Source organism: Marinobacter litoralis (assembly GCF_016427555.1).
Taxonomy (GTDB): domain Bacteria; phylum Pseudomonadota; class Gammaproteobacteria; order Pseudomonadales; family Oleiphilaceae; genus Marinobacter; species Marinobacter litoralis_A.
In genome coordinates this window covers 988,653-1,008,725 of sequence record NZ_JAELVS010000001.1, presented here as the reverse complement: position 1 = coordinate 1,008,725, position 20,073 = coordinate 988,653, and the positions used below count along the sequence as shown (strand labels likewise).

The 20,073-nt window shown below is 56.8% G+C and carries 26 protein-coding genes and 1 other RNA gene; 18 read left to right on the top strand and 9 right to left on the bottom strand.

Translation table 11 applies throughout. From position 1 onward, the window contains the following. Positions 1–279 carry a polyhydroxyalkanoic acid system family protein gene (locus JAO79_RS04590; RefSeq protein ID WP_199005947.1) on the bottom strand — a complete coding sequence of 93 codons (279 nt, stop codon included), beginning with the start codon at positions 277–279 and terminating at the stop codon, positions 1–3. A 116-nt stretch (positions 280–395) separates the two neighbouring features. Here JAO79_RS04590 and ubiE point away from each other — a divergent pair, with 116 nt between their 5' ends. The 10 genes from ubiE to JAO79_RS04540 all read left to right on the top strand — a co-directional run bounded on the left by ubiE (position 396) and on the right by JAO79_RS04540 (position 6,985). After that, complete coding sequence (ubiE, locus tag JAO79_RS04585) at positions 396–1,178, top strand: bifunctional demethylmenaquinone methyltransferase/2-methoxy-6-polyprenyl-1,4-benzoquinol methylase UbiE (RefSeq protein ID WP_199005946.1); 783 nt, start codon at positions 396–398, stop codon at positions 1,176–1,178. Next, the gene (locus JAO79_RS04580; protein WP_199005945.1) at positions 1,178–1,819 is read left to right on the top strand and encodes an SCP2 domain-containing protein; all 642 of its coding nucleotides are present in this window, start codon (positions 1,178–1,180) and stop codon (positions 1,817–1,819) included. Before ubiE ends, JAO79_RS04580 begins: the two co-directional genes overlap by 1 nt. After that, entirely contained in the window at positions 1,816–3,459 is a 1,644-nt protein-coding gene (gene ubiB, locus JAO79_RS04575) for a ubiquinone biosynthesis regulatory protein kinase UbiB (protein ID WP_199005944.1), read from the top strand. Before JAO79_RS04580 ends, ubiB begins: the two co-directional genes overlap by 4 nt. A 32-nt stretch (positions 3,460–3,491) precedes the next feature. Beyond that, positions 3,492–3,968: a DUF1643 domain-containing protein gene (locus tag JAO79_RS04570; protein WP_199005943.1), complete on the top strand. Its 477-nt coding sequence runs from the start codon at positions 3,492–3,494 to the stop codon at positions 3,966–3,968. A gap of 48 nt (positions 3,969–4,016) precedes the next feature. Next, a complete protein-coding gene (gene hisI / locus JAO79_RS04565; RefSeq protein ID WP_199005942.1) occupies positions 4,017–4,433 on the top strand; it encodes a phosphoribosyl-AMP cyclohydrolase in 417 nt (138 codons plus the stop codon). Positions 4,434–4,445: 12 nt separating this feature from the next. Continuing rightward, on the top strand, positions 4,446–4,775 hold the full coding sequence (locus tag JAO79_RS04560) for a phosphoribosyl-ATP diphosphatase (RefSeq protein ID WP_199005941.1): 330 nt from the start codon (positions 4,446–4,448) through the stop codon (positions 4,773–4,775). A gap of 85 nt (positions 4,776–4,860) precedes the next feature. Next, positions 4,861–5,088, top strand: a complete 228-nt coding sequence (gene tatA / locus JAO79_RS04555; protein WP_199005940.1) for a Sec-independent protein translocase subunit TatA — start codon at positions 4,861–4,863, stop codon at positions 5,086–5,088. 12 nt (positions 5,089–5,100) lie between these two features. Beyond that, positions 5,101–5,496, top strand: coding sequence for a Sec-independent protein translocase protein TatB (gene tatB / locus JAO79_RS04550; protein ID WP_199005939.1), 396 nt, complete (start codon positions 5,101–5,103; stop codon positions 5,494–5,496). After that, positions 5,493–6,269 (top strand): twin-arginine translocase subunit TatC, encoded by a 777-nt coding sequence (gene tatC, locus JAO79_RS04545; RefSeq protein WP_199005938.1) that lies wholly within the window; start codon positions 5,493–5,495, stop codon positions 6,267–6,269. The genes tatB and tatC overlap by 4 nt, the downstream gene beginning before the upstream one ends. Further along, positions 6,266–6,985: a 16S rRNA (uracil(1498)-N(3))-methyltransferase gene (locus tag JAO79_RS04540; protein ID WP_199005937.1), complete on the top strand. Its 720-nt coding sequence runs from the start codon at positions 6,266–6,268 to the stop codon at positions 6,983–6,985. Before tatC ends, JAO79_RS04540 begins: the two co-directional genes overlap by 4 nt. Here the strand turns inward: JAO79_RS04540 and JAO79_RS04535 are convergent. From JAO79_RS04535 to JAO79_RS04515, 5 genes are all read right to left on the bottom strand, one after another. Continuing rightward, positions 6,982–7,896: a DUF808 domain-containing protein gene (locus JAO79_RS04535; protein ID WP_199005936.1), complete on the bottom strand. Its 915-nt coding sequence runs from the start codon at positions 7,894–7,896 to the stop codon at positions 6,982–6,984. The genes JAO79_RS04540 and JAO79_RS04535 overlap by 4 nt on opposite strands. Before the next feature lie 68 nt (positions 7,897–7,964). Further along, the gene (locus tag JAO79_RS04530; RefSeq protein ID WP_199005935.1) at positions 7,965–9,188 is read right to left on the bottom strand and encodes an FAD-dependent monooxygenase; all 1,224 of its coding nucleotides are present in this window, start codon (positions 9,186–9,188) and stop codon (positions 7,965–7,967) included. After that, positions 9,178–10,449, bottom strand: a complete 1,272-nt coding sequence (gene ubiH, locus JAO79_RS04525) for a 2-octaprenyl-6-methoxyphenyl hydroxylase (RefSeq protein WP_199006634.1) — start codon at positions 10,447–10,449, stop codon at positions 9,178–9,180. Before ubiH ends, JAO79_RS04530 begins: the two co-directional genes overlap by 11 nt. Before the next feature lie 7 nt (positions 10,450–10,456). Then, positions 10,457–11,776, bottom strand: coding sequence for a Xaa-Pro aminopeptidase (gene pepP, locus JAO79_RS04520; protein ID WP_199005934.1), 1,320 nt, complete (start codon positions 11,774–11,776; stop codon positions 10,457–10,459). A gap of 12 nt (positions 11,777–11,788) precedes the next feature. Continuing rightward, the gene (locus JAO79_RS04515) at positions 11,789–12,388 is read right to left on the bottom strand and encodes a UPF0149 family protein (protein ID WP_199005933.1); all 600 of its coding nucleotides are present in this window, start codon (positions 12,386–12,388) and stop codon (positions 11,789–11,791) included. A 184-nt stretch (positions 12,389–12,572) separates the two neighbouring features. Here JAO79_RS04515 and JAO79_RS04510 point away from each other — a divergent pair, with 184 nt between their 5' ends. After that, positions 12,573–13,121, top strand: coding sequence for a ZrgA family zinc uptake protein (locus JAO79_RS04510; protein WP_199005932.1), 549 nt, complete (start codon positions 12,573–12,575; stop codon positions 13,119–13,121). Between the two features lie 2 nt (positions 13,122–13,123). Here JAO79_RS04510 and JAO79_RS04505 read toward each other — a convergent pair whose 3' ends face one another. Next, positions 13,124–13,639, bottom strand: coding sequence for a DUF3299 domain-containing protein (locus JAO79_RS04505; RefSeq protein ID WP_199005931.1), 516 nt, complete (start codon positions 13,637–13,639; stop codon positions 13,124–13,126). A 69-nt stretch (positions 13,640–13,708) separates the two neighbouring features. Here JAO79_RS04505 and JAO79_RS04500 point away from each other — a divergent pair, with 69 nt between their 5' ends. The 6 genes from JAO79_RS04500 (at position 13,709) to JAO79_RS04475 (ending at position 17,146) form a co-directional block, all read left to right on the top strand. Continuing rightward, on the top strand, positions 13,709–14,410 hold the full coding sequence (locus JAO79_RS04500; protein WP_199005930.1) for an ABC transporter ATP-binding protein: 702 nt from the start codon (positions 13,709–13,711) through the stop codon (positions 14,408–14,410). Further along, positions 14,407–15,684 (top strand): ABC transporter permease, encoded by a 1,278-nt coding sequence (locus tag JAO79_RS04495; protein WP_199005929.1) that lies wholly within the window; start codon positions 14,407–14,409, stop codon positions 15,682–15,684. The genes JAO79_RS04500 and JAO79_RS04495 overlap by 4 nt, the downstream gene beginning before the upstream one ends. A gap of 118 nt (positions 15,685–15,802) precedes the next feature. Further along, positions 15,803–16,009 (top strand): TIGR02449 family protein, encoded by a 207-nt coding sequence (locus tag JAO79_RS04490; protein WP_199005928.1) that lies wholly within the window; start codon positions 15,803–15,805, stop codon positions 16,007–16,009. Beyond that, positions 16,009–16,305 carry a cell division protein ZapA gene (locus JAO79_RS04485; protein WP_133007341.1) on the top strand — a complete coding sequence of 99 codons (297 nt, stop codon included), beginning with the start codon at positions 16,009–16,011 and terminating at the stop codon, positions 16,303–16,305. Before JAO79_RS04490 ends, JAO79_RS04485 begins: the two co-directional genes overlap by 1 nt. 60 nt (positions 16,306–16,365) lie before the next feature. Next, positions 16,366–16,545: non-coding RNA, 6S RNA (ssrS, locus tag JAO79_RS04480), on the top strand. 4 nt (positions 16,546–16,549) lie between these two features. After that, the gene (locus JAO79_RS04475; RefSeq protein ID WP_227664321.1) at positions 16,550–17,146 is read left to right on the top strand and encodes a 5-formyltetrahydrofolate cyclo-ligase; all 597 of its coding nucleotides are present in this window, start codon (positions 16,550–16,552) and stop codon (positions 17,144–17,146) included. Here JAO79_RS04475 and JAO79_RS04470 read toward each other — a convergent pair. Beyond that, positions 17,131–17,295: a hypothetical protein gene (locus tag JAO79_RS04470; RefSeq protein ID WP_199005927.1), complete on the bottom strand. Its 165-nt coding sequence runs from the start codon at positions 17,293–17,295 to the stop codon at positions 17,131–17,133. The two genes, JAO79_RS04475 and JAO79_RS04470, sit on opposite strands and share 16 nt — an antisense overlap. Before the next feature lie 336 nt (positions 17,296–17,631). Beyond that, positions 17,632–19,167: a threonine ammonia-lyase, biosynthetic gene (ilvA, locus tag JAO79_RS04465; RefSeq protein WP_199005926.1), complete on the bottom strand. Its 1,536-nt coding sequence runs from the start codon at positions 19,165–19,167 to the stop codon at positions 17,632–17,634. Positions 19,168–19,301: 134 nt separating this feature from the next. Between ilvA and rpiA the strand changes: the two genes are divergently transcribed. Continuing rightward, a complete protein-coding gene (gene rpiA / locus JAO79_RS04460) occupies positions 19,302–19,982 on the top strand; it encodes a ribose-5-phosphate isomerase RpiA (RefSeq protein ID WP_199005925.1) in 681 nt (226 codons plus the stop codon). Positions 19,983–20,073: the final 91 nt, after the last annotated feature.

Genomic DNA, 20,073 nt, shown 5'->3' with positions numbered 1-20,073 from the left:
TTACGCCTTGACGATCTGGTCCAGCTGGGTATGAATTTCCTGCTCGATGCGAGACTTAAACGGACGCAGCATCAACCCTAACTCCAAATGAATGTGCAGATCAGATTCCGCAATGTTGAGCTGGCCTTTCACGCCACTGCGCTTGAACTTCAGCTGATCGCCTTCCCACAGATAGTTCAAATCAAATTTCTGCGACAGGTCTTTGGCCAGAGTTTCGGCCGCATCGCGAGCGTGTTCTTTGTCCAGTTCATGGGCACGGTGGATATCGATAACAGACATGAATCAGTTTTCTCAGCTATTTGGAAACGGTTTTACAGTGTAAGCCGGTAATAAACTTGTAGCCAACACCTCAACAGTTAGAATACAGCATTCAGTTTCTGACAGGACCCTCTCCCATGAGCGAGCAGCAAACGCCAGGCACCCCCGGCGACAGCCAGGACGACGTGACCCATTTCGGTTTCCGGAACGTGCCGAAGAGCCAGAAAGCAAGCCAGGTGGCCGAAGTTTTCCACAGCGTCGCGGGCAAGTACGACCTCATGAACGACTTGATGTCGATGGGCATCCACCGTTTGTGGAAACGCTTCACCATTGAGCTGAGCGGCGTTCGCCCCGGCCATCAGGTGCTCGACATTGCCGGCGGCACTGGCGATCTGACCATGAAGTTCTCCGATCTGGTGGGGCCATCGGGCAAAGTGGTTCTGGCTGACATCAACGCCTCCATGTTGCAGGTGGGCCGCAGCCGCCTGACCGACCGTGGTTATGCCGGCAACATCGAGTATGTGCAGGCCGATGCCGAGCACCTGCCGTTCCCCGACAACAGCTTCAATGCGGTTTCCATCGCCTTCGGCCTGCGTAACGTCACCGATAAAGATCAGGCCCTGCGTGACATGACCCGCACCCTGAAGCCGGGCGGCAAATTGATGGTGCTGGAGTTCTCCAAGCCCACCAACCCGCTGCTAAGCAAGGCCTACGACACCTACTCATTCAGCGCTCTGCCACTGATGGGTCAACTCTTTGCCGGTGACAGCGAAAGCTACAAGTACCTGGCCGAGTCCATCCGTATGCACCCGGACCAGGACACCCTGAAGGGCATGATGGAAGACGCAGATCTGGTGAACTGCAAGTACTACAACATGACCGGCGGCATTGTCGCACTGCACGTGGGAATTAAACCCTGATGTTCCCCGGCCCTACGCTCTTGTCGGCGGCCAGCGCCATTGTCGAAGCCGCGTTGAACCGGGCGCTGGCGCTGGACCCGGCTGGCCGTGAAGCATTACTGCGCGCCCTTGCGGGCCCCGTGCAGTTCAACATCACGGCTCCGTTCGCCACCAGCTGGACGTTGGGCCGGGGCGGTCATCAGGTTCAGGTGCGAAGCCAGCCGGATGACGAAGCTGTGCTGAGCATTTCCGGCAAACCGGTCGCCTTTGCGGCTTTGGCTCTGGGCGACGACCGCGTTTTCGCCGACGAACGGCTACAGGTGACCGGCGACACGGCTCTGGCCCATCAGTTGCAGCGAGCAATGGATCAGCTTCAACCCGATTGGGAAGCGGCGATGGCCCGGCACATTGGCGACGTGCCCGCCCACCTACTGGGTAAAAGCATCCGCAATGCCGTGCAGTGGAGCCAAAACGCGTTCCACACCATGAACGCCAACGTTGAAGAATACCTCCACGAAGAAAGCCGGGCCCTGCCCGGGCGCCGCGAACTGGAAGCCACCTTTCAGGACATCGACGAACTCAATCTGCAGGTCGAGCGCCTTGAGGCGCGCCTGAACCACTTGGAATTGTCTGGTAGCGATACCGATACGGAGAACCTGTGACACGCCTGCAACGCCTGTTCCGAATTGCTTGGGTATTTTGCCGCTACCGGCTCGACACCTTCCTGCCCTTGGCGGAGCTGCCCGCGCCTCTGAAGATCTTCTTTTTGTTGGCCCCCTGGCACCTGTTCCCTCAGCCCAAACTGAGCCGAGGTGACCGTTTACGCCTGGCGCTGGAAGAATTAGGGCCGGTATTTGTCAAATTCGGCCAGATTTTGTCTACCCGGCGCGACCTGTTGCCGGATGACATGGCGGCATCATTGAAACAGCTGCAGGATCGAGTACCGCCCTTCCCCAGTGATCAGGCCCGGAGCATCATCGAAGGCTCGCTCGGCGCCCCGGTTTCGGAACTGTTTGCCGAGTTCGGCGCAGACCCCATGGCCTCCGCCTCGGTCGCGCAGGTTCACCCCGCGACACTGCGCAATGGCCAGAAAGTAGTGGTCAAAGTGCTCCGTCCGGGTATCGAGAAAGTCATTCGCCAGGATCTGGCGCTGATGTACCTGATGGCAGGGTTGCTGGAAAAATACTGGTCCGAAGGCAAGCGCCTGCACCCGGTGGAAGTGGTTGCTGATTACGACGCCACCATCCACGACGAACTGGACCTGCAGCGTGAGGCTGCCAACGCCAGCCAGTTACGCCGCAACTTCGAGAACTCGCCGTTGATTTATATCCCGTTTATCGACTGGGATTACACCAGCAAATCGGTGCTGGTGATGGAGCGCATCCACGGCATCCCCATCGCCGATGTCGAAGCGCTGAAGGCTGCCGGCGTGAACATGAAAGTGCTGGCCGAAAAGGGTGTGGAGATTTTCTTCACCCAGGTATTCCGCGACAGCTTCTTCCACGCGGACATGCACCCGGGCAACATTTTCGTGGATGTGTCCAATCCGGCGGATCCGCAATACATCGCCATCGACTTCGGCATTGTCGGCACTCTGGCGCCGGACGATCAAAGCTATCTGGCTCGCAACCTGCTCGCCTTTTTCCGCCGCGATTACCGGCAGGTTGCCCAGCTGCACATCCAGTCCGGCTGGGTCCCGCCGGAAACCCGCATCAACGAATTCGAAGCGGCGATCCGCACCGTGTGTGAACCTATTTTTGAGAAGCCACTCAAAGATATCTCGTTCGGGCATTTTCTGCTGCGCCTGTTCCAGACCGCTCGCCGGTTCGATATGGAAGTCCAGCCTCAGCTGGTATTGCTGCAAAAAACCCTGTTGAACGTTGAGGGGCTGGGCCGCCAGCTCTATCCGGATCTCGACTTGTGGAGCACGGCACAACCATTTTTGGAAAACTGGATGCGTAAGCGCATTGGCCCGTCAGGCCTTATTAAATCCTTACAGACGCACTTGCCTTCCTGGCTGGAGCAATCTCCGGAAATGCCGCAACTGGTTCACGATGCGTTACTGCAACTGCGAAGTGCCGGCCCGACCGAACAACAGAATCAGGACACGCTCGCCTTATTACGCGAACAGCAGCGTAAAACTGACCGCCGTTGGCGCCGAGGCATCATTGCATTGGCACTGGTTGGCGTAGCCATCGCCGGAACCCAACCGGGCACGACGGAATGGCTTCAGAACGTTCCACTGTGGTCGTGGGCGCTGTTTGCCGGCGCGGGCGCACTGGTGCTTCGGGGCAGTCGTTAACCATGCCCTATACCGTCAACCGCTGAGCCGACATGGAAACGCAAACCCATTATTCGCCCTGCGGACGCTACCGTTATGCCCTCAGCCGAACCTGGGAGGCAGATAAGCCAAGCGTCATGATTATCGGGCTGAATCCGTCTCTGACCGATGACAACCCCACCATCACCCGCTGCACCAATTTTGCCAAAAGCTGGGGTTTTGGCGGCGTACACGTGACCAACCTGTTCGCCTTTCGGGCTGCGACGCCCGATGAGTTGATCACGGCCCCGGACCCCGTTGGCGACGACAACGACAAGTGGTTGCTGCAATTGGCCAAGGCTTCAAAGCTAACGGTTGCGGCGTGGGGTAATCACGGTAGCCACAGGGGGCGCTCCGACGAAATTCATCGCCTGTTACCGGACCTTCACTGCATCCGAATGAACAAATCGGGCGAGCCGGCTCACCCGCTCTACTTGAAGGCCAGTCTCATGCCTGTAAAACTACCGGTGCAAGCTCAATGCGCGAGCTGAACCGCATGCCTTTCGCCCTTGCACTTACCCTGTTCAGGATTCATCGAAATGAAAGATTTAGCGAATAATCTAGGCGGCTCCAGCTGGTTAGACGACATCCTCTGGACCGAAGACGGCCTGGTACCCGCCATTGCCCAGGACGCCGAAACCGGCGATATCCTGATGATGGCCTGGATGAACCGGGAATCCCTTCAGCTCACAGTTGAAGAAGGTCAGGCCGTGTACTGGTCGCGCTCCCGCGGCAAGCTCTGGCGCAAGGGCGAAAGCTCCGGGCATCAGCAGGTTCTCAAAGACATCCGCCTGGACTGCGATGCCGACGTGATCCTGCTGAAAGTGGAGCAAAAGGGCGGCATTGCCTGTCATACTGGCCGCCGGAGCTGTTTTTACCGGACTCTGGAAGATGGCAAGTGGATCAGTGCCGAACCGGTACTGAAAGACCCTGATGCGATTTATGGCAGTAACTGAGGAGCGAAGCCCGTGAGTGATGTACTGGAACGCCTGGCCGAGGTTCTTGAGGCCCGCAAAGAAGCGGCCCCCGACACCTCCTACGTCGCCAGCCTGCACGCCAAAGGCCTGAACAAGATATTGGAAAAGGTCGGAGAAGAGTGCACTGAAACCTTGCTGGCGGCGAAAGACGCAGAACACTCCGGAGATACTCAGGATGTGATCTACGAAACCGCCGACCTGTGGTTTCACACCATGGTGATGCTGTCTCGCCTCGGCCTGAGCCCAAAAGACGTAACCGACGAGTTGGCCCGCCGGTTTGATCTGTCCGGTTTGGAAGAAAAAGCGTCACGACAATCCTGAAGGGACACCTCCAAGGAGAATTTCTCCCCAAGGTTGTCATTGGCGTACAATATGACAAACAGAACCATTAGAACGAGGATCCCTCATGGGTATCAGTATCTGGCAACTTCTCATCGTGCTCGGCATCGTTATTTTGCTGTTCGGAACCAAGAAGCTTCGTAATATTGGCACCGATCTCGGTGGCGCCATTCGTGGATTCAAGAAGTCCATGAATGAAGAAGACGAGAAAAAAGACGAATCAGACACCTTGGAAAGCCAAAAGGCCGAACAAGCTCAGGCTGACGCGAAAACTCAGGAAAAGCAAAAGAGCTGAGCGCCCCCCTGAATGTTTGATATTGGCTTTGTTGAGCTATTGATTTGCGGCATCATCGCACTGCTCGTCCTCGGCCCGGAGCGGCTGCCTTCTGCCGCCCGGACAGCTGGCCGGTGGGTAGGCGGCGCGCGCCGTATGGTCCGACAGTTCACCTCAGAGCTGGATCGCGAACTGAAAGCAGAAGAGCTTCGGGAGCAGCTCCGAAAGGCCGGTGACGTAGGCCTGGAAGATGTGGAAAAAACCGTAAAGGGCGCATTGGACGAAGCGAAAAAGTACGAGCACATGATTTTGCCGGAAAACAGTCCGGTAAAGACCCAACCCGCGCAACCTGAACGCTCCAGCCCGGATAACCAGCCAACCAGCAATACGGACCAAACCTCGGGGAATTCGTCGGAAAACCGTTCATGAGTTCATCACCAGAAAGTCAGCAAGCGCCAGAAATGCCGCTCATTGAGCATTTGCTCGAGCTCCGCAACCGTTTATTGAAAATGGTTTTGGCCGTCATCATCTGCTTTGCGGTGATCTACCCGTTCGCCAACGATCTTTACCTGCTGTTGTCACAGCCGTTGCGGGATCTGCTTCCGGAAGGCCAGATGATGATCGCCACCGACATCACCTCGCCCTTTTTCGCGCCGTTGAAACTGGCGTTGGTATTGGCCGTATTTGCCGCCATTCCCATCATTCTTTACCAGCTCTGGAGCTTTGTTGCGCCGGGCCTCTATGCCCATGAAAAACGCCTGGCCTTTCCGCTGCTCTTTACCTCCGTCATCCTGTTTTATGGCGGCGCCACCTTCGCCTATTTCGTGGTTTTTCCGCTGGTTTTCGGCTTTTTTACCGCCATCGGGCCGGAAGGCATCATCGAATTACCGGATATTGCCAGCTATCTGAACTTCATTCTGAAAATGTTCTTCGCTTTCGGCGTGGCCTTCGAGATACCTATTGCCACAGTGCTGCTGATCCTTACCGGCGCAACTACCCCCAAAGATCTTGCCGCCAAACGGCCCTATGTGGTGGTTGCCTGTTTCATCATCGGCATGCTGCTGACCCCGCCTGATATCATTTCCCAGACCCTGCTGGCGGTTCCCATGTGGATCTTGTTCGAGTTCGGCATTCTATTCGGCCGGCTGGCCTACAAAGAGCGGCAGGATGCTGACGAGGAAGAGCTGGGCAACAGCCAATGAACCTGGCACTGCTGTTTGACGAAGATTTCATCGATTCAGATCGCGTACGGTTGCGCGGTCGTCGCTTTGACCACCTGAAAACCGTACTCAAGGCCGGCGCAGGCCACACACTGCCTGTGGGCCGCGTGAACGGTGCCATGGGTTATGGAGAGGTCATTCATCTAACGGACTCCGAAGCTGAGCTGCAGGTCTTTCTGGAGCAGCCTGCACCCACGCCTTTACCCCTGACCCTGATCCTCGCCATGCCCCGCCCCAAGATGTTCAGGCGCACGCTGCAAACCTGCGCCTCACTGGGCGTGAAAGATATCTGGCTGATCAACAGCTACAAGGTCGAGAAAAGCTTTTGGCAAACGCCCTGGCTGTCCGAGGACAATCTGCGTGACAACCTGACTTTGGGGCTCGAGCAATCCAAAGACACGCTGATGCCGAACGTACACATTCGAAAACTGTTCAAGCCGTTTGTCGAAGACGAGCTACCGGCCCTTCTGGCCGGCAAACGGGCTTTGGTGGCCCATCCGGGCACCGCCATTCCGTGCCCAACACATCTGAATGAGCCCGCGGCAATATGCATCGGCCCCGAAGGTGGTTTTACCGATTACGAGGTCAGAAAACTGGAAGAAGCGGGTTGCCAAAGTGTGCACCTTGGCCCCCGCATTCTTCGGGTGGAAACCGCGGTTCCTGTGCTGATCAGCCGTTTATTCGACGCCTGTCTTTAAGCGGTTCGCTTTTGCCAAAGCTTGATGAACGGCGTCAGCACCGCCACCAGCACACCTCCGGCAATTAGCCCGAACAGGCCGTCACCCAATGTGGGGATCAACACAGCGCCGATACCACCTACCTCTGCCGCAAACCCTCGAATGGCCTCATAAACGGGCGCAATACCGTGCGTGAGGATACCGCCGCCCACCAGAAACATGGCAACGGTGCCAACAATGGTCAGGGTCCTCATCATGTAAGGCGCCAACCAAAGTATGCCGTCACCGATACGCTGAAGTGCCGCGGAGTCTCTCTGGCTCAGGTATAACCCTCCATCGTCTATTTTCACGATAGCGGCCACCAAACCGTAGACCACGACAGTCACCATCACCGCGACGACCGTAAGCACGGCAAACTGCATTCCAAGACTTTTCTCGGCCACAATGCCCAAAGTAATCGCGATAATCTCGGCGGACAGAATGAAATCGGTTCGAATAGCGCCTTTGATCTTTTCCCGTTCCACGTCTTTCAGATTCACGTCAGGATTTTTCAACGCTTCCCGGAGGTTTTCTTTGTGTGCCTGCTCCTCCTTGCCGTGCAAGAATTTGTGAGCCACTTTTTCGAAGCCTTCAAAGCACAAAAATGCGCCACCCAGCATCAGAAGCGGAATAACCAACCAAGGAAGGAAAAAACTGATTGCGACTGCCGCGGGTACAAGAATGCATTTGTTCAGCATCGAGCCTTTGGCAACCGCCCAAACTACAGGCAATTCACGAGCGGGTTTTACACCGGCGACCTGCTGCGCATTGAGCGCCAGATCGTCCCCCAGCACGCCTGCGGTTTTCTTGCCGGCGACCTTGGTCATCAAGGCCACATCGTCCAACATCGTCGCGATGTCATCGAGAAGGGTGAGAAGGCTGGCGCCTGCCATAAACAATTCCTTTGTCTGCCGGGGTCGGATTCGATCAGGAAAAGTTTACGGAATAGTCTGTTTCAGCGCTACCCGTCAATGCCCATGGCTTCGGCCGCAATGCGATTTTTCAGCGGTGCCAGCTTATCGAACCAGCGCATGCCGGCATTGCGCAGCCAGCGCACAGGCAGTTCGTCTCTGGCGAAGAGCTGCTTGAAGCCCTCCATTGCGGCCATCATCGTAAGATTCTCACCCTTACGGCGACGCTGGTAACGGGCCAGAACCAGATTATCGCCCGGGTTCAGGCCCAACTCCTTCGCACGGCCCAGCTCCTCCAGCAAAACCCGGACATCGCCGTAACCGAGGTTCGCGCCCTGCCCCGCCAACGGATGAATGGTATGAGCCGCATCGCCCACCAATGCCAATCCGTCGGTGACGTAATCCTTGGCATGGCGCTGGCGTAGAGGAAAGGAGAATCGCTTGGAAACCTCCAATACCTCGCCCAGCTCACGCTCAATCGCCACTTCCAGCTCTTGCCGGAAGCTGTCGGCATCTAACGCCATCAACCGGCGGGCTTCGTCCGTATCCTGCGACCAGACGAACGAACAAAAATGCTCATCGCCGGTTTCGTTATTAAGCGGTAAGAACGCCAGTGGCCCGGTGGGAGTAAAACTTTGCCAGGCGGTAAAGCGATGAGACTGGCTGGTACGCACTGTGCCCACAATAGCCTGCTGGTCGTAATCCCATTCCCGGGTGGCCAACCCGCTCCACTGGCGGAGTCGGGACATGGCACCGTCGGCCCCGACCACCAGATCGGCTGACAACAAACGACCGTCGTCCAGCTCCACACCCTCACCACGAACCCAACCTTTAACCCGCACGCCATCCATCAAAGTGACGTCGCTCTCGGCCAGAGATTCGAACAAAGCCCGAACAATATTCCGGTTTTCCACAATCGTGCCCAAGGAGCGGGCATGAAGCTCGGCCGCATCGAAATGAACACGACCTGTGCCGTCGCCGTCCCACACGATCATTTCCCGGTAACCGCAGTGCCGGCCAGCCTGCACACGAGGCCAGGCTTCCAAATTCTGCAGTAAGCGTTCACTCGCCAGTGAAATTGCACTCACTCTTGGCTCGAAGCTTTCGACGTTGGCGGCGGGCGCCGGTTTCGCAAGCAAACGATCAACCGGGGCACTCTCCACCAACCCGACCTGCCAACCTTGCCGGGACAGCCCCAACGCCAGCGCCGAACCGATCATACCGCCGCCGACTATCAGCACCTCGAAGCGCTGCACTCCAGACTCATGACTCATGACGAACCGCCTCTCCTTCGGCTCTCGCGGACGGAATGCCAGCCTTTCGCCCACCGGTGCCCATGGCTTTACGGGCGAACCAGCGTTTGGCACCGGGCACCAGATCCAGCCCCATCAACCCCGCGTCACGAGCGAGCGCCAAAGGCGGCAGAGATTGCCCGAATACCCGTATCAGCGAATCCGAGAATTGCACGGTTTGCTGCCAATCCTGGCAGTGGCGCTGCTGGTATTCGTTCAACACGGATAACGAACCGATCGATACACGGTTATCGGTGGCCAAGCGGAACTGTTCGACCAAAGCCATCAAACCCCGTAATGCCAGGTTAAAGCCTTGCCCGGCGACCGGATGCAATGCGTGGGCAGCGTTCCCGACGAGTACCACGCCCGGGCGCACCGCTTCGTCCACGGTGGTCAACTTCAAGGGGTAATGATTGCATTGTCCGATACGGGTGATGCGACCTAAACGCCAACCGAAGCGCTCCTGCAAGGCGCGGCATTTGTCTTCATCAGACTGTTCAAGCAAGGTTTGCAGCTCTTCGTCGGCCAGGGTCCAGACCAGCGCAGAATCGTGCCCGGCACGGTCCGTTGCGCCTTGAGGCAACATAGCCATAGGGCCTGATGCCGTAAAACGCTCAAAGGCCGTGAACTGATGAGATTCGCTGGTGGTCACGTTAGCAATCAAAGCATTCTGGCCGTAATCCACGGTACGCGGCTGAAATCCCAGTTTTTCCCGCAAGCCAGAGCGGCCGCCATCGGCCACCACCAAACACTGCCCGGTCAACATTTGCTCTTCGCCATCCTTGCGGATGCTGACACGCACCCCCTCGTGGAGTGGCGTCATTCCGGTTACCTCCGCCGGCGCTTCCCAGCGGACATTGGCCGCCAGCAGGGCGCGCATCAGGCACAGCCCCATCCAGCGATTGTCAGCGACATAACCCAAGGCTTCCTGCTGATGATCCTTGGCGTGCAGACGCGTCGCCCCGAAACGGCCACGATCCGAAACATGGATATGCCGGATTGGCGTGGCGTGTGCCGATAAAGCAGACCATAGCCCAAGCTCTTCGAAAATAACCCGGGAGCCCCAGGCTAGAGCGGTCGAACGGGCGTCATAACTGGGTTGATAATCTTCCGGCAGCGCGTCTGGCGACAACGGAAAACTCTCGACCACGGTCACCCGAAGTTCCGGCACCACGCGCGCCACGGCCAGCGCCAACGTTGCGCCCGCCAGGCCGCCGCCGGCGATGATCAGATCGGTATCCATCACAGGTTCAGTCCGCCATCAATGCTTCAATATCGGCTACGGTTTTCGGCACACCGTCGGTCAATACCCGGCAGCCGTCTTTGGTCACCACCACATCGTCTTCGATACGAATACCAATTCCACGCCATTTTTCATCAACGCTGGTGTTGTCCGGCGCAATGTACAGACCCGGCTCAACCGTGAGCGCCATACCGGGCTCCAGCTCGCGCCAGGCGTCGCCTACTTTGTAGTCACCCACATCGTGAACATCCAGCCCCAGCCAATGGCCGGTCCGGTGCATGAAAAACGGTTTGTAGGCTTCTTCAGCAATGGCGTCGTCCACGTTGCCCGATAACAGGCCCAGATCGATCAGTCCTTGCGTCAGGACTCGCAGTGCGGCTTCGTGGGAGTGGTTCCAGTGATTGCCGGGGCGAACCGCGTCGATGGCGGCGTACTGGGCCTCCAATACCACCTCATAAAGCGCTTTCTGCTCCGGACTGAACTTGCCGCTGACCGGAAAGGTTCGGGTAATGTCTGAGGCGTAGCAATCCAGTTCACAACCCGCGTCAATCAGCACCAGATCCCCCTCTTTCAGGGGTGCGCTGTTCTCGATGTAATGCAGAATACAGCCGTTTGCACCGGCACCGACGATGGAGGGATACGCCGTTGAACGGGCACCGTGGTCCATAAAGGTACGAATCAATTCGGCTTCAAGATTGTATTCGTAGCCACCCTTTCGAGCGCGCTTCATGGCACTGCAGTGCGCTTCGGCACTGATCTCGGCGGCCTTGGCCATCACCTTGATTTCACCGGCGCTCTTATACAGCCGCAGGTCGTGCAGCAAGTGTTCCAAAGCAACGAATTCTCCGGGGGGGTGCGCTCCTGCGCGCACTTTGCTGCGAATCACTTTAACCCAGTCCATCACCCGCGTATCGAACGCATCGTCTTTGCCCAGCGGGTAATACACACGGCTTCGACCTTCAATCATGCCCGGCAGGATGTCGTCAATGTCAGCAATCGGGAAGGCATCATCCAGGCCGTAATGCTCGATGGCCCCGTCAGGCCCGATCAGAAAACCGTCCCAGAGTTCTTTCTCGGGGTTACGTTCTTTACAGAACAGCACCGCTTCGCCGTGCTCGCGGCCCGGGATCAAGACCAACACCGCTTCCGGCTCGCCAAAGCCCGTCAGGTACTGGAAATCGCTGTCCTGGCGGAATGGGTGCAGCACGTCCCGATTTCGGACCCGCTCCGGCGCCGCCGGTAAGATCGCGATACTGTCCGGCGCCATCAACCCCATCAGTTTGCGACGGCGCTCAGCGAACTCTTTGGTCGAAATCGATACAGCCATGATGTCTCCTGATCAGTGCAAAGTCGGCGCGTTGCCTTCGGGTTTCTCTGGCTCGTTAAACTCGGTGAAAACGGTCAACGCACCCAGACGAACGTACTCGGTGATCTCCAGCAATTGTTGTTCGCTTTCTTCATCCGCTTCTTCTTCGTCTGACAGCTGGCTAATGGCCACCAGATCTTCGATCAGTTCACGGATTTCATCCGGTGCCTGACCCAGAGATGCTCCGGCCGCCAGCGCCATGCCTTCCAGAAAGCCCCGAACCCAAGACACCAGGGCTTCAAGACGCTGTTCAATGGCATAATCATCATCCGGCAACAACGGCTGAAAACTCATATCCGACGACTGCAGCTGCGCCAACGTTTTCGCGTAAGCACCGTTCATGAAGGGTGCCAGCTCTTCGGACTCTTCCAACGCCTGTTCTGCCAAGCCCATGTGATCACAGACCATTGCCAGCCATTCCTGCTCGGCGATACGCGAGCCTGCCGACAACTGACCACATAATACGCCGTGCAATTCGGACGGATGACTGAAGGCCTTATGGGCAGTGAACACATTGGCCCATTGTTCGAACTCTGCGGCTCGGGCGGCAGCGGTGGTATCGGTTTCAGACATGAAACAGCAGCTTCCTGTATCGGGGGAGCGCACCTGTCGGGGCAGGCAACTCCGGTAATATTTAGGGCTATATCCTAGCATTCCGAGGCACGTGTGGCACTGTCAGCGACCCTTGGCGACTTGCTTTTCTGCCCGCGCAAGATGAAGATGTTATAACATATCAACAGATCGCAAAGGGTATACGATGAAATTTAGCGCTCCCCTAGCCTTTGCCGGCATTTTCGCACTGGGCTTCCACTGCGTTCCGGCCCTCGCTCAACAAAACCTGCAGGCGCACCAACACGGTCGAGCCGAGCTACAACTCGCGATTGCCGGCGAACAAATCGACCTCTTGTTGCTAACGCCCGCGTACAACCTGGTTGGCTTCGAGCATCCCCCCCGCTCTACCGAGCAGCATCAAACGGTGGACTCCGCTACTGCCTGGCTAGAGCGTACAGCTCTGGTGAACACGGACAAGCAACAATGTGCCCCAATGCAATCGGATGTACAGACTAGCTGGAACGATGAACACACCGAACACCACGACCATGGCCATGACCACGCTGGCCACAGCGATATAGAAATCACCCAGCGCCTGCACTGCCCCGGGCTAACAGACGCAACAGAACTGGAAACCGGGTTGTTCGGGCGCTTTCCTGGCTTGGAACAGCTCAATACGCAATGGGTCGGCCCGAACGGCCAGAACGCTGCCCGCCTGACACCCGGCGAGCATCGTTTCAAGATCGCTCGCTAGGTTCACTCAGTGTAGGGTTCAACGGCGCGGGCGTTGATGGAATACGAAGACGCACCAATCGCGTTCTCGGTTTTTTCGATGGTCAGCTGACCTTCAATCCAGACCGGATCATACAGCGCCTGCAAGGTAAAACCCTCCGGGTATTTCACGTGAATAATCTGATTCGGTGGTGGCGGTGGCACATGAATGCACGCGCCGTAATAGGGCACCAGAAAGAATTCGAGAATGCGCATATCTTTCGTGGTTTTCAGCGGCACCACAAAACCGGGAATCCGGCCGTCTACGTTGGCCATCTCGGGCACCACCCGACCGGTCATGATCTCATCCGGAAGCAACGCGGGACCATCCCCCTCGTGCTCAACTTCAGGCAGACTTTCAAGCAGGGCAAGATCTTCCGCAGGCATTAATTCAAGCCAGTCGATTTCTCTGGGCTCTGCCTCAACCAATCCGGAAACCAAAACGAGGACCAACAGTCCAAGGCTCGCAATCGTTGCTCGGGCATTTAACGTCAACACCATGAAACACAGCTCCAGTTGGGGTATACCAGACAATTGCGGCCATCATACAACGGAAACCAGACAGCCGACATGAACATCGAGACAGCACCACATTCTTCGCGCTCACACGCCATTGAAACTCATCAACTCGGGTTTCGTTGGCCCAAGCAAACAATCCCACTGCAGTTTCCCGATATCCGGCTTAACCGCGGCGAGCACCTCTTCCTGCGCGGTCCCAGTGGCACCGGGAAAAGCACATTGCTTAGCCTGCTGGCCGGCATGATGTTGCCGGAATCGGGCTCGGTGAACCTGCTCGGCACCCAGCTTCGTCACTTAAAAGGCGGCGCCAGGGACCAGTTCCGGGCCGATCACATGGGCGTTATTTTTCAGCAATTCAATTTGGTGCCCTATCTAAGCGCACTGGCCAATGTCACCTTGCCCTGCCGCTTATCCACGAGGCGTCATCAACAAACCCAGAACACCCCGGATGCAGCCGCAACGGCGCTGCTGAGCAAACTCTCAATCCCCGAAGTCCTATGGCACAAACCAGTAACCGAAATGTCCATCGGCCAGCAACAGCGGGTAGCTGCAGCCCGGGCCCTGATCGGCTCACCAGAAATCATCCTGGCGGATGAACCCACCTCGGCTCTGGATGCCGAGAATCGGGACCGGTTTATCGAGCTCCTGCTGACGCTGGCCCATGAACACCATAGCTCCGTCGTATTCGTTAGCCACGACCGGAGTCTGGCACACCACTTCCACCACCAATTGTCACTGGGAGATGAATCGTGAACTCATTTCGTCTCACCCTGTCACTGGCAACCGCCAGCCTCTGGTATCGCCGCCGGGTACTGGCGCTGGTGTGTTTGACACTCACGCTCAGTGTTACTTTATTACTGGGTATCCAATACCTGCGCACCGAAGTCCGGCAATCGTTTACCAGCACCATCTCCGGCACCGACCTGATTGTCGGCGCGCGCAGCGGCCAGCTGAACCTGCTGCTGTATACGGTGTTTCACATTGGCGACGCGACCAACAACATCCGCTGGTCCAGTTTCAATGACATCAAAGACGACCCCCGCGTGGACTGGGCGGTGCCTATTTCGCTGGGGGACAGTTACCAGGGCTACCGGGTTGTGAGTACCAACGATCAGTTTCTGGAGCAGTTTCAGTATGGCGACGACCAAAAACTGGCGCTTGCCCGGGGCCAATGGTTCTCACAACTGTTTGACGTCACCCTTGGCGCTGACGTCGCACGACAGCTTCAGCATGAGCTGGGTGACCAGATCGTGCTGTCTCACGGGGGCGGTCGCACCAGCTTTTCCAACCACACTGACCTACCTTTCAGGGTTTCCGGCATTCTGGAAACCACCGGCACACCAGTCGATCAAGCGGTTTACATCAGTCTGGAGGCGATGGAAGCCATGCATGTGGGCTGGGAATCCGGCGTTGCAATTCCGGGCCGAACCTTGTCAGCACAGACGGCCGAAGCCCGCTCGTTTACACCGGACGCGATCACGGCCATGCTGCTCGGCCTGAAAAATCCAATCATGACCTTCCAGTTGCAACGCGAACTGAGCCAATACGCCGCCGAACCCCTGTCGGCCATCTTGCCCGGCGTTGCGCTGAGCGAATTATGGCGCATGATGGGCCAATTTGAGCAAGCACTGTTGGGAATCAGCGTATTTGTGGTGGCCACCAGCCTGATTGGTCTGGTGGCGGTCTTGTTAACCATTCAGGCCCAACGCCAACGGGAAGTCGCCATTTTGCGTGCGGTGGGTGCGTCTCCACGCCTTGTCGCCGGGCTCTACAGCCTGGAATGCGTGCTGCTGGCACTCGCATCCTGTGGGCTCAGCTTGCTCCTTGGAGCGAGTGCCATATCGGCCCTCAGCCCTTGGCTGCTGCAGCATTACGGCATTCACATCGGAGCGCGCAGCCTGAATGCTGATGAATGGCTGCTGCTCGGTTTGGTTCCTGTCGTCGCCTTCGCTATTTCATTGATTCCGGCCTGGCATCATTGGCGGAAAAGTCGAAAACAGTCATTTGGCAGCAGCGCACAAGACTGACCTGACACCAAAGGTGACACACTTCACGGAGCCCGCGCCATGACAATGCGGTAAATTGACCGTTGTGGTGCGGGCACTTATAGTTACTGCAACCAAAATTACTCACACTGAGCACGTCATGGAACAGTCCGAAGTACAGTTGTTAGCGGACAAGCTGGACAAGTTGATCGAGCGCTGCGCAAAGCTCGAAAGAGACAACGCTTTGCTGCGTGAATCGCAGGACGATTGGAATCGTGAGCGAGCCCAGCTTATGCAAAAAAACGATCTTGCCAAAAACAAGATTGAAGCCATGATTGGCCGCCTTCGGGCACTGGAGCAACACTGATGTCACAGCAGTCAACCACCGTCGAAGTCAGAATTCTCGACAAAGAATACCTGGTGGCCTGTCCTCAGGAAGAGCAAGAGGCGTTGCTGCGTGCCGCACGGCATCTGGACAACAAGATGCGGGAAATCCGCTCTACCGGCAAAGTGTTCGGCACCGAACGCATCGCGGTCATGGCCGCATTGAACATCACGCACTCTCTGCTCGAAAGAGACACCATGTCGGAGGCCACCAGCAGCCTGCTCAAGGCCATGGACAACCGTCTGGACGAAGCTTTAGGCGAACCCTCCGACCGGTAATTTACAAAGACTCGGCAATGGGGGTTGCAATCGGGGCCGGCCTTGGCCCTATAATGGACCAACTTCCTGGGCTGTTCGCTGGTCGGGTACGTCCTCGAGCCGATGCGCTTTACCCAGGTGACCACTTCAGGGCATTGTGAGCATGTCCCCTGCGGGGGAAAGCCTAATATGTCACAGCGGTCGCCGACCTTGAACTTTGGGTTCAAGGGCTACATCCGATAACGGCAGCCCGGGAAGCTTTATTTTGAACACCCTTTCCAGAAGCGATCTCCGCAAACAACTGCGCAGCCGGCGCAACAACCTTTCTTTTGAACAACAGCAACAAGCCTCAGAGCACCTCGCACTGAACCTGCTTCGTCACCCGGATTTGTATCGCGCGAAACACATTGGTATTTATCTGGCTAATGATGGCGAGATCGACCCGCATTTATTCATCGATCTGGGGCGGCGTAAGAACATCCACTTCTATTTGCCGGTGTTGCATCCGGTTTATCCCGGCAAGCTGGTGTTCAGCCCCTATCGGGATGGCACCGAACTAACACCAAATCGTTTCGGCATTCCCGAACCCCCATTTCCGGAAGCGAGGCGCAGGCCTGCGTGGTCATTGGATGCGGTGTTTTTTCCGCTGGTGGGTTTTGATGCACAGGGCGGCAGACTGGGTATGGGCGGCGGCTTTTATGACCGCACGTTTGCGTTCAGCAGAATTCGCCCGGCGATGGCCCCGAAGCTGATCGGGCTCGCCCATGAGTTTCAGAAGGTGGAGTCGTTACCCATCGAGCCGTGGGATGTGCCTCTGCACGGAGTTGTGACCGATAAGCGGTGTTATCAGTTCCGGCGGTAGTCGGCTGACTGTACGAAGCTGGTCGCGGGAACGTCTCGGGCCGAGCGCTTGTCTTCAGAGGCCTGAATGGTTGTGGTCACACCGGTAATCACCAGACCGACAGCAAAGATGAACACAATGGTGCGGATGATGTCTGGCTTGTTACCCATGGGGCGCATTCCCGTTATTCTTCGAACTAAATGGCTGGAAAATCAGGTGGCTATTCTTGATATCAAGAATTAGACGAAAGACTAACATCTAATTTCAGTTTTACAATTTTTGACGGATTACGATTACGTAAGGGTTTGATGACGTTTGCGTGACAAACCCAAAAGCTATGGTAACGGCGATTGGCCGGCCGAAGCAGTGGCTGAACCCCCTGTCGAAACACGCTCCTTCGGCCCATCCTTGGGGCGCTTGGGCTCCGCCATCCATGGCTCCGCACAGTTTCGACAGGGGGTTCAGCCACTACTTCTACTTAGGGCTCCTGCCTGCAAACTAGCGTTTTACTCGGACTTGCCGTTACCGGCTCCCAAGAACAGCTTGTAGGCTTCGTTGTCGGTCATGTTCTCGTAACGGAAACCGACCTTCTCCAGCATCTCTTCGAACGCCGAGGTTTCATCAGGGTTCACCTGCGCGCCAAGCAGAACGCGGCTGTAGGCTGCGCCGTGGTTGCGGTAGTGGAACAGGGAGATGTTCCAGCGGGTGCCGAGCGACATGAGGAACTTCAGCAGAGCGCCCGGGCGCTCTGGGAATTCAAACTGATACACCACTTCGTTGGTGATCGAGGGCGCGTGGCCGCCGACCAGGTGGCGAATGTGTTGTTTCGCTATGTCGCTGTCGGTGAGGTCGGTAACGGAATAGCCGTTTTCGCGCAGGTCTTGCAGCAGTTCTTCCCGGCCGAGTCCACCAGCTTGTATCTGGATACCCACGAAGATCACCGCCTGCTGGGCATCTGCGTAGCGGTAGTTGAACTCGGTGATGCTGCGCTTGTGCAACGCTTTGATGAAGGTTTTGAACGCGCCGGGCTGCTCCGGGATGGTCACCGCCAGCACGGCTTCGCGCTTTTCACCGATTTCGGTGCGTTCGGAGATATAACGCAAGCGGTCGAAGTTCATGTTGGCACCGCTGAGTACACCGGCCAGATTTTCGCCTTCGAGCTGCTCCCGCGCGATGTATTTTTTGATACCTGCCACAGACAACGCACCCGCGGGTTCTGCGATGGAACGGGTGTCTTCGAACACGTCTTTGATGGCCGCACAGATTTCATCGGTGCTGACGGTGATCACTTCATCGACGTTGTCTTTGCAGATGTTCCAAGGCTCTTCACCAATCTGCTTAACCGCAACGCCGTCGGCGAAGATGCCTACTTCGTCCAGCACCACCCGTTCACCGGCGGCCATGGCGGCCTGCAAACAATTGGAGTCTTCCGGCTCTACGCCGATGACTTTAATATCGGGGCGCAGGTATTTGATGTAGGCGGCCATGCCAGCGATCAAACCACCACCGCCAACCGGTATAAACACAGCATGCAACGGTTGGGAAAACTGCCACATCAGCTCCATGGCAACGGTGCCCTGCCCGGCAATTACGTCCGGGTCGTCGTATGGCGGGATGTAGGTATAGCCATGCTTGGCAATCAGCTCTTGAGCATGGGCAGCCGCCTCATCAAAGGCATCGCCTTTGAGCACCACTTTGGCACCCCGCTCGCGAACGGATTTCACTTTGATGTCCGGCGTGGTTTGCGGCATCACGATGGTCGCTTTGATACCCAACTTTTTCGCCGACATCGCTACGCCCTGAGCGTGATTGCCGGCAGACGCGCAAATCACACCTTTGGCTTTTTGCTCGTCTGAAAGCTGCGCAATCCGGTTGTACGCGCCACGAATCTTGAAGGAAAACACCGGCTGCAGGTCTTCACGCTTGAGCATAATATTGTTGCCAAAACGTGCAGACAAACTACGGGCTTCAGTGAGCGGTGTTTCGATGGCGATGTCGTAGACTCGCGCATCGAGGATCTTCTTGATGTAACGTTGCGGCATGATGGTTCCGGTTGCTAATGATCGGCTTGAAAAAACGTACAGTTTAGGAACTTTGCACGGCTGCCGTCTATAAGCAGAACGACTGCAGGCGTATAATGCGTCTAAATTCATCCGATCTCACCCGGAGCGCCACCATGACTCAGGACGAACTCAAAAAAGCTGTGGCAAAAGCCGCTATGGACCACATTGCCCCCCACCTGAACCGCAAGAGCGTTATCGGGGTCGGTACCGGCAGCACCGCCAACTTCTTTATCGATTTTCTGGCCGACTACAAAAACGAGTTTGACGGCGCCGTCGCCAGCTCCGAAGCTACCGCTGAGCGCCTGAAAGGGCACGGCATCCCGGTGTACGACCTGAACGCGATCGACGAACTGGAATACTACGTAGACGGTGCCGATGAAACCAACGAACGGTTAGAGCTCATCAAAGGCGGCGGCGCAGCCCTGACCCGTGAAAAAATCGTCGCAGCGGTGGCTAAAACCTTCATCTGCATTGCCGACGAATCGAAAAAAGTGGATATCCTGGGCGCATTTCCCCTGCCGGTTGAAGTTATCCCCATGGCCCGCAGTCACGTTGGCCGCGAGATCGTGAAACTCGGCGGTGACCCGGTATACCGTGATGGTGTCACCACCGACAACGGCAACATCATCATCGATATCCACAACATGGACATCTCGCGCCCGATTCAGGTGGAAGAGCGCATCAACAACATCGTCGGCGTGGTTACCAATGGCCTGTTCGCACGCCGCCCTGCCGATCTGTTATTGCTGGGCACCAGCGAAGGCGTAAAAAGCATTCCACGCCAAGACAGCTGACACCACTGAGCAATCCTCGCAAGCCGGCGTTTCTGCCGGCTTTTTTATGCCCCGACAACGCCAAAACCAAGCGCTTGCTTGGCAATCTTAA

What these genes read in the sequence shown, in the direction of transcription:
- rpiA (WP_199005925.1), top strand. Translation starts at nt 19,302, where the DNA reads ATGACTCAGGACGAACTCAAAAAAGCTGTGGCAAAAGCCGCTATGGAC.
- tatB (WP_199005939.1), top strand. Translation starts at nt 5,101, where the DNA reads ATGTTTGATATTGGCTTTGTTGAGCTATTGATTTGCGGCATCATCGCA.
- JAO79_RS04570 (WP_199005943.1), top strand. Translation starts at nt 3,492, where the DNA reads ATGGAAACGCAAACCCATTATTCGCCCTGCGGACGCTACCGTTATGCC.
- JAO79_RS04510 (WP_199005932.1), top strand. Translation starts at nt 12,573, where the DNA reads ATGAAATTTAGCGCTCCCCTAGCCTTTGCCGGCATTTTCGCACTGGGC.
- JAO79_RS04590 (WP_199005947.1), bottom strand. Translation starts at nt 279, where the DNA reads ATGTCTGTTATCGATATCCACCGTGCCCATGAACTGGACAAAGAACAC.
- hisI (WP_199005942.1), top strand. Translation starts at nt 4,017, where the DNA reads ATGAAAGATTTAGCGAATAATCTAGGCGGCTCCAGCTGGTTAGACGAC.
- JAO79_RS04505 (WP_199005931.1), bottom strand. Translation starts at nt 13,639, where the DNA reads ATGGTGTTGACGTTAAATGCCCGAGCAACGATTGCGAGCCTTGGACTG.
- ubiH (WP_199006634.1), bottom strand. Translation starts at nt 10,449, where the DNA reads ATGGATACCGATCTGATCATCGCCGGCGGCGGCCTGGCGGGCGCAACG.
- JAO79_RS04530 (WP_199005935.1), bottom strand. Translation starts at nt 9,188, where the DNA reads ATGAGTCATGAGTCTGGAGTGCAGCGCTTCGAGGTGCTGATAGTCGGC.
- JAO79_RS04500 (WP_199005930.1), top strand. Translation starts at nt 13,709, where the DNA reads ATGAACATCGAGACAGCACCACATTCTTCGCGCTCACACGCCATTGAA.
- pepP (WP_199005934.1), bottom strand. Translation starts at nt 11,776, where the DNA reads ATGGCTGTATCGATTTCGACCAAAGAGTTCGCTGAGCGCCGTCGCAAA.
- JAO79_RS04535 (WP_199005936.1), bottom strand. Translation starts at nt 7,896, where the DNA reads ATGGCAGGCGCCAGCCTTCTCACCCTTCTCGATGACATCGCGACGATG.
- JAO79_RS04470 (WP_199005927.1), bottom strand. Translation starts at nt 17,295, where the DNA reads ATGGGTAACAAGCCAGACATCATCCGCACCATTGTGTTCATCTTTGCT.
- JAO79_RS04490 (WP_199005928.1), top strand. Translation starts at nt 15,803, where the DNA reads ATGGAACAGTCCGAAGTACAGTTGTTAGCGGACAAGCTGGACAAGTTG.
- JAO79_RS04540 (WP_199005937.1), top strand. Translation starts at nt 6,266, where the DNA reads ATGAACCTGGCACTGCTGTTTGACGAAGATTTCATCGATTCAGATCGC.
- JAO79_RS04515 (WP_199005933.1), bottom strand. Translation starts at nt 12,388, where the DNA reads ATGTCTGAAACCGATACCACCGCTGCCGCCCGAGCCGCAGAGTTCGAA.
- tatA (WP_199005940.1), top strand. Translation starts at nt 4,861, where the DNA reads ATGGGTATCAGTATCTGGCAACTTCTCATCGTGCTCGGCATCGTTATT.
- JAO79_RS04485 (WP_133007341.1), top strand. Translation starts at nt 16,009, where the DNA reads ATGTCACAGCAGTCAACCACCGTCGAAGTCAGAATTCTCGACAAAGAA.
- ubiE (WP_199005946.1), top strand. Translation starts at nt 396, where the DNA reads ATGAGCGAGCAGCAAACGCCAGGCACCCCCGGCGACAGCCAGGACGAC.
- tatC (WP_199005938.1), top strand. Translation starts at nt 5,493, where the DNA reads ATGAGTTCATCACCAGAAAGTCAGCAAGCGCCAGAAATGCCGCTCATT.
- ilvA (WP_199005926.1), bottom strand. Translation starts at nt 19,167, where the DNA reads ATGCCGCAACGTTACATCAAGAAGATCCTCGATGCGCGAGTCTACGAC.
- JAO79_RS04580 (WP_199005945.1), top strand. Translation starts at nt 1,178, where the DNA reads ATGTTCCCCGGCCCTACGCTCTTGTCGGCGGCCAGCGCCATTGTCGAA.